Consider the following 6,615-nt stretch of genomic DNA (forward strand, 5'->3'; position numbering starts at 1 on the left):
GGGTGCGGTGGGTGCGGTGGGTGCGGTGGGTGCGGACGACATCGCAATCGTGCAGTTCACCTCCGGCAGCACCGCGGCCCCGAAGGGCGTGGTACTCAGCCACCGCGCCGTGCTGTGCGGCATCCGCGCGATCATCGACGGCATCCGGCTCGGTGAGGGCGATCACGGCGGAATCTGGTTGCCGCTGTTCCACGACATGGGGCTGTTCGCGACCCTCAGCGCGATCATGACCGGCATCCCGATGACCGTCTGGTCCCCGGCGGACTTCGTCCGTGACCCCGCCGGCTGGCTGCGCTCGTTTCTCGCCAGCGGCGCCACGATCTCGCCGGCGCCAAACTTCGCCTACGACGACCTCGTCCGGGCGATCGACCCGGACGAGGTACCCGGGCTGGACATGCGCCGGTGGCGCATCGCGCTGAACGGAGCCGAGCCGGTCTCCGCGGTCGGCGTTGAGCGCTTCCTCGACCACTTCGCGCCGGCCGGGTTCGCCCCCACGGCGATGTTCCCCGTGTACGGGATGGCCGAGGCCACCCTGGCCGTGGCCTTCCCGCCGCTGGGCCGCGCCCCCGTGGTCACCTGGGTCGACCGGGACCGACTCGCCGCCGAGGGAATCGTGACGGAGGTCCCGCGCGAGCATCCGCGCGCCAAGGGGCTGGTCGCCGTCGGCCGGCCGGTCCGCGACATCCGGATTCGCATCGCCGACCTGCACGGTGACGTCCTGGCCGATCCGCTCGGCGACGGTCTGGCGCCGAGCCTGCGGGTGGGCGAGATCCAGATCCGGGGTGGTTCGGTCACCTCGGGCTACCTCACCGCGGGGGGCCTGACGACCGGGGGCTTCACCGCGGACGGCTGGCTGCGCACCGGCGACCTCGGCTTCCAGCGCGGCGACGATCTGTTCGTGACCGGCCGAGACAAGGAAATGATCATTATACGCGGCGTGAACTACTACCCCGAGGACGCCGAAGCGGCGGTGCGTGACCTTCCGGGCGTGCACCGACGTCGCGTCGTCGCCTTCGGCTCCCCCGACCAGCCAGACGCCGCCGACAGCCCCCCGGACGCCACCGGAGCGAAGGCTGCCGGCGGTGTCACGGTGGTCGGCGAGACCGCGCTGACCGAGCCCGCGGACCGAGCCCGACTCGCGACCGACCTGCGGATGGCGGCAACTGCGGCGCTGGGGCTGTCCACGGTGACGGTGCGTCTGGTCGAGCCCGGCGCGCTGCCCCGTACCTCCAGCGGCAAATTCCAACGGCTGGCGGTACGCGACCTGGTCGGGCGCGGCGTGCTCTGACCCGCAAGCCCCGCCTCCGATTCCGCACGCCCAGCGCGTTCCGCGCCCATCGACCAGGGAGCCCGATGCACAGCCACCTGATGACGCCGAGCCCTGACGGCCCGCGGGAAGCCGACGATCCGGAGGACTACCTGAGCGTGCCGTGGTCCGTGCTCGCGGACTATCGGTGTTTCGGCTGCTCACCGCACAATCCGCACGGGCTGCAACTACGCTTCTCCGCCCACGCCGACGGCATCTCGACCCGTTTCCGACTCGAACGCCGGCACGAGTCCTATCCCGGCGTCGTGCACGGTGGCCTCATCGGAGTGATCGTCGATGAGACGATGGGCAATCTGATCGTGCTGCAGGTCGGGCTCACCGCGTTCACCACCGCGCTGCGGGTGCGCTACCTCGCCCCGCTGAGCGTCGGCGCCGAGTACCGCTGCGTCGCCCGGCTGCACGGCGTCCCGGATGGTACCCCGGGCCGCGGGGACGCGGCACCGGTCGGCGGCACAGTCGGCGGAGCGAACAGCGGCGTAAACGGCGGCGTAAACGGCGGCAGAGCAAACGGGCTGGTGCACGCCGAGGCCGAGATCCTCGACGATGCCGGGACGCTGCTCGCGACCGCAAGCGCAACCTACCGCCCGACCCCGATGGACACCGCCCGGGACCGGATGATGCTGAATCCGACCGAGGCCGACCGTGTCGCGCAGGCACTGGCGGCGACGCTCACCAGACCACCGGCCACCGGGTCCAACGCCGCCGGCCTCCCCACCTCAGAGGAGCACTGAATGTCAGTGTCGTATGCGGAAATCGTCACCACCGTCACCGCCATCGTCGCTCGTGAGCTCGGCATCCCGGTTGAGGACCTGGCTGCGGACGCCGATCTGCGCTCCGTGGAGGGCGCGGACTCGGTGAAGGTGCTCCGGATGATCGCCCGGGTAGAACGCGAGTACGACGTCGAGCTCGAGGACGAGGACGTCTTCTCGGCGGTCACCGTCGCCGAAGTCGCCGACGTCGTCCAGGCGGCGCTGCAGGTGCAGGCCGCATGAACTCGCCCGTCACCACCGCACCGGAGGCGGCGGTGGGCCTCGCCGCCGGGCCCACGACGGCCACCGAACCCACGACGGGCACCGAACCCACGACGGGCACCGAACCCACGACGAGCGACACCAATCAGCACTACGACCTGCCGCCCGAGGTCTTCGGCCTGTTCCTCGATCCCCTGCGCAAATACAGCTCGGGTCTCTACCGCACGGAGCACGACACCCTCGAGCAGGCGCAGATCGCCAAGCTCCACTTCGTCGCCGATCGGCTCGGCCTGCGCCGCGGTGGTCGCGTCCTCGACGTCGGATGCGGCTGGGGTTCGCTGACGCTGTTCATGGCGGTCGAGTACGAAGCCGAGGTCGTCGGGGTCTCCCCCGCGGGGCGACAGCACGCCTACATCGCGCAGCGAGCCGCCGAACTCGGCGTGAGCGACCGCGTCACCACGGTCCAGGGCCACTTCGAGACGGTCGAGTTGCCCTCGGGGAGTTTCGACGCAGTGACAATGCTCGGCTCGATCGTGCACATGCCCGACCTCGATGTCGTGTTCCGGCGGGCCCGGGCGCTACTGCGCCGCGACGGACGGCTGTACGTGTCGGAAAGCTGCTTTCGCAACGCGGCCACCCGGGGGGCGTTCGACCATCGGGAAGGGACCGAGTTCGTCCGCGCATCGATCTTCGGCTGGGGGGACATGCGGCCGCTGTCCGACCTCGTCACCGGTGCCGAGGACGCCGGTTTCTCCCTGGCAAGCCTAGACGATCTCACCGACGACTACCGGCGCACCATCGACGACTGGCTGGTGAACGTCGACGCGGCCGCGGAGCGGATCGACGCGATCCGCCCGGGAACGGCCGCGACGCTGCGCCGCTATCTGGAGGTCGCGAACGCCGGCTGGGGCTACACCACCAAGCACTACGCGCTGGTGTGCCGCAAGGCACGCTGACCGCCGCCGAGCGAGGAACGGGATCCACATCATGACGGCATCCGACATTCTCCGGCCGGCGTTCGGCCAAGCCCGCGGCGTCGAACCGCCGCGAGCCCCCGCACGCCCGGCTCTGGCGCCGCTGCTTCCTCCCGCCGAGGTCGAGGCGGCCGTCATCGCCTTCCACCAGGCGGGCTCCACCACCCGCCACTTCAACGTCGAATCGACGTTCGCCTGGGAGAACGCCGACGCCGATCGGCTCACCGAGGGACAGCGCTCCGCGGTCCGGTTCATCACGTTGATCGAGGACCACCTGCCCGGCTACTTCGGCGTGTACGAGCGGGCCTTCCCGCTGAACCCCGACGTCGACGTCGAGACCTTCGTGCACAACCGGGAGCTCTACCACTTCACCGTGCGTTGGGCGCGGGAGGAGGACAGCCACGCCCGGGCGCTGTTCCGCTACCAGGTCGCCGCCGGCATCGCCGATCCCGACGAGCTGCGGCGGGAACTGGCGACCGAGGGGCGCAAGCACTTCGAACTGCCGCACGACCACGCGGTCTCGCTGTTCGCCTACGCCCTGGTCCAAGAGAAGGCGACCCAGCTGTACTACCAGCAGCTGCGGGCGGTCGTCGGCGATCCGGTGTTGGCCGATCTGCTGAACCGGCTCGCCAAGGACGAGGCCCGGCACTTCACCTTCATGGCCGACATCGTGGAACGGTACCTGCGCCGCCATGGCGACGCCGTCGTCGAGCCGATCCGGGAGGTTATCGCGCGCTTCCGGATGCCACTAGCCGACACGATTCGGGGTTACTGGCGCTGGGCCCTGCGGATCGCCGAGACTGCCCGCTACGATCACACCGACGCTTACCCGCACCTCATCCGGGTGGTCAACCGGGCGGTCGACGTCCGCACCGACAAGGTCGACGAACTGGTCCGCTTCGTCGACGCCTGCCGGTCGACGACCCTGGACACCCCGTAGGACCCTGCCAGGACCAGCACGGCAGCAGTGGCCCGTCCTACGAAGCGGCGGCCGGTGAATTTGGGGGACCTGAGCACGGTCTGCGATCCCTGGACCGTGCTCAGGTCCCCACAACTCGGCCGCCGAAGCGGTCAGGGCATCGCCTCCACCAGCGCCTGCCGGATGTCGGAGTTCCGGTTGAACTCCCGGCCGAGAACACTGCCGAGCGCCTTGCGGATCTTCATCTGGAGCTGTTCCAGCGTATCCGGATCGGAAACCTGCAAGAACACCTCGAACGCGGTGTCAATGGTCTCGTGGCCCTGAAGGTCTTCGAGCAGGCGGTGCTTGAATTCCCCCACCGGATGCTTGATCCGGTTGTTCGACATGTAGAAGTGGAACGTCTCCAACACGGATACAAGCTCGTGCGGATTCCGCTCCAGCCGGCGCTTCGCGAAGTACATGAACTCCCGGGCATGACCGGCTTCGTCCCGGCTGGCGCGCAGCATGAGGTCCGCCAGCACCGGCTCGCGCACCCATTCCGACATCGTCCGGTAGACCGTGTTCACCGTCATCTCCGAGATGACGTTGGTGATCAGAGTGGCGCTGGGCGTGGTACCCGGCACGTAGGGCTCGCGCAACGCCTCGATCCGGCGCTGGTCGATCTGGGCGTCCACCGCCTGCAGCCACGCCCGGAAGGCGTAGTGGTGCTGGAGCTCCTGGTAGCCCCAGATGTTCACGAAGGCAGAGCAGTCGTAATCGTCGATGAACTCGTTGAGAAAGCCGTGCACCGCTGCGATGGAGGTGGCCTCGCCCATGACCGCGCCCTTGACCAGCGCGATGTACTCGGGCTGGACGAGATCCCTGCGGATCTCGTCCAACGGCAGGTCGACCAGCTTCCACTGCAGCCGCTCATAGTGCTGGAATACGTCGAAGCTGTGCGCGTTCTCGATGGTGTCGGAGGTCGCCATACTGGAATCTCCCCTGGCCCGGTCCCGTCGACCTGTGCAGACTCGTTTCTATTTCACCACAATTAGTTTGACAATATCGGCGGCCGGTCATTGCATCATCCCATCGATCGATGGGAACAGACTATCGTACCCACGACAAAGTCCCTGGATTTTTATGATGTTCTCGCCCAGGATTCCGGGAAGATTAACCCACGAGTCGATCCGGCGGGCCGACAATACCCATGGCTGCTCTGGCTCCATGAACCTGCTCCATGCACCTGCTCCATGAACCGCGCGAAAACCGCGCGAGAGACCGGGTAAGAGGGAGTTCATGTGACACCTGCTGCGCACGCTGCTGACGCGGGTCAAGAAGCTGGAGCTGCCTGGAACCGCTCAGTGACAGCCACCAGGGCAAGCCGGACGTCAGCTTCCGCGGCCTTGAAGGACTCCCTGTCGCCCCGCGGTAGCCGCGGGCACGCCGTCGTCCTCGGCGCCGGGATGGCCGGACTCCTCGCGGCCCGGGTGACGGCCGAGTTCTTCGACCGGGTGACGATCATCGAACGAGATGACCTCACCACCGAGGGTACTCGCCGCGGCGTGGCGCAGGGATCCCACCTGCACGCCCTCACCGAACGAGGCCGGTTGTGCCTGGAGGAGCTGTTCCCCGGGTTCACCGACACCGTGACCGGCCACGGTGCGCCCCGCGCCCACATGCTCGTCGAGACCCGGTGGTACGTCCGCGGGCGGCGGTTGTACCCCACCGACACCGGGCTCACCTCCCTGCTGGCGAGCCGGCCGCTGCTGGAGGGCGTGCTGCGGGAGGCCGTACTCGCTCGTTCCCAGGTCCGCCTGCTGCAGCGGGTGCGCGCCGTTGGGCTGGTGGCGCGGCCCGGCCCGGGCGGCCCGGGCGAACCCGGCCGGATCATCGGGGTCCGGGTCGAACGCCTCGATGGCGGCCCGCGGCCAGACGACGCCCGAGTCAACGGCTCCAGCACCCGGCCCGACAGCAGCACCCGGCCCGACGGGGTACGCCCTGCGGATGCGCACCTCGACGGCGGCGAGGTCATCGAGGCGGATCTGGTCGTCGATGCGACCGGCCGCGGCTCCCGGGCAGCGGACTGGCTCGCCGCGCACGGGCTGCCCGTGCCCGTGCGGGAGCAGGTCGACGTCGACCTCGGCTACGCCTCCCGCGTCTACCGGCGACGCGCGAGCGACCTCGACGGCCAACGCGCGGTTATCATCTCGACGATTCCCGGGCTACGCGGCGGTGGCGCCGTCGCGCAGGAGGACGATCGGTGGATCGTCACCCTGGCCGGCATGCTCGGCGAGCATCCGCCCACCGACCCGGACGGGTTCGCCCGCTTCGCGGCGACCCTGCCCGCTCCCGACATCGCCCGGCTCATCGCCGACGCCGAGCCGCTCGGGGACCCGACCCCCTACCGCTTCCGCGGATCGGTGCGACGCCCGTACGCACGCC

General features: G+C 69.3%; 7 protein-coding genes. 6 read left to right on the top strand and 1 reads right to left on the bottom strand.

All coding sequences use genetic code 11. The features are described 5' to 3' along the window. The 5 genes from AC08OP_RS18155 to AC08OP_RS18175 form a co-directional block, all read left to right on the top strand. On the top strand, window positions 1-1,288 hold a 1,288-nt coding region (locus AC08OP_RS18155; protein ID WP_476615286.1), incomplete at its 5' end, for an AMP-binding protein. Between the two features lie 65 nt (window positions 1,289-1,353). Further along, window positions 1,354-2,058: a PaaI family thioesterase gene (locus AC08OP_RS18160; protein ID WP_476615287.1), complete on the top strand. Its 705-nt coding sequence runs from the start codon at window positions 1,354-1,356 to the stop codon at window positions 2,056-2,058. Then, complete coding sequence (locus AC08OP_RS18165; RefSeq protein ID WP_462189085.1) at window positions 2,059-2,319, top strand: acyl carrier protein; 261 nt, start codon at window positions 2,059-2,061, stop codon at window positions 2,317-2,319. Then, the gene (locus tag AC08OP_RS18170; protein ID WP_476615288.1) at window positions 2,316-3,254 is read left to right on the top strand and encodes an SAM-dependent methyltransferase; all 939 of its coding nucleotides are present in this window, start codon (window positions 2,316-2,318) and stop codon (window positions 3,252-3,254) included. Before AC08OP_RS18165 ends, AC08OP_RS18170 begins: the two co-directional genes overlap by 4 nt. 31 nt (window positions 3,255-3,285) lie before the next feature. After that, on the top strand, window positions 3,286-4,212 hold the full coding sequence (locus AC08OP_RS18175) for an acyl-ACP desaturase (RefSeq protein ID WP_476615289.1): 927 nt from the start codon (window positions 3,286-3,288) through the stop codon (window positions 4,210-4,212). A gap of 131 nt (window positions 4,213-4,343) precedes the next feature. Here the strand turns inward: AC08OP_RS18175 and AC08OP_RS18180 are convergent, their stop codons facing one another. Beyond that, entirely contained in the window at window positions 4,344-5,159 is an 816-nt protein-coding gene (locus AC08OP_RS18180) for a ferritin-like domain-containing protein (RefSeq protein WP_476615290.1), read from the bottom strand. 417 nt (window positions 5,160-5,576) lie between these two features. Here AC08OP_RS18180 and AC08OP_RS18185 point away from each other — a divergent pair. After that, window positions 5,577-6,615: FAD-dependent oxidoreductase (locus tag AC08OP_RS18185; RefSeq protein ID WP_476615291.1), on the top strand; the 1,039-nt coding region annotated here is incomplete at its 3' end.

This window comes from Frankia sp. CeRuru1 (genome assembly GCF_977966315.1).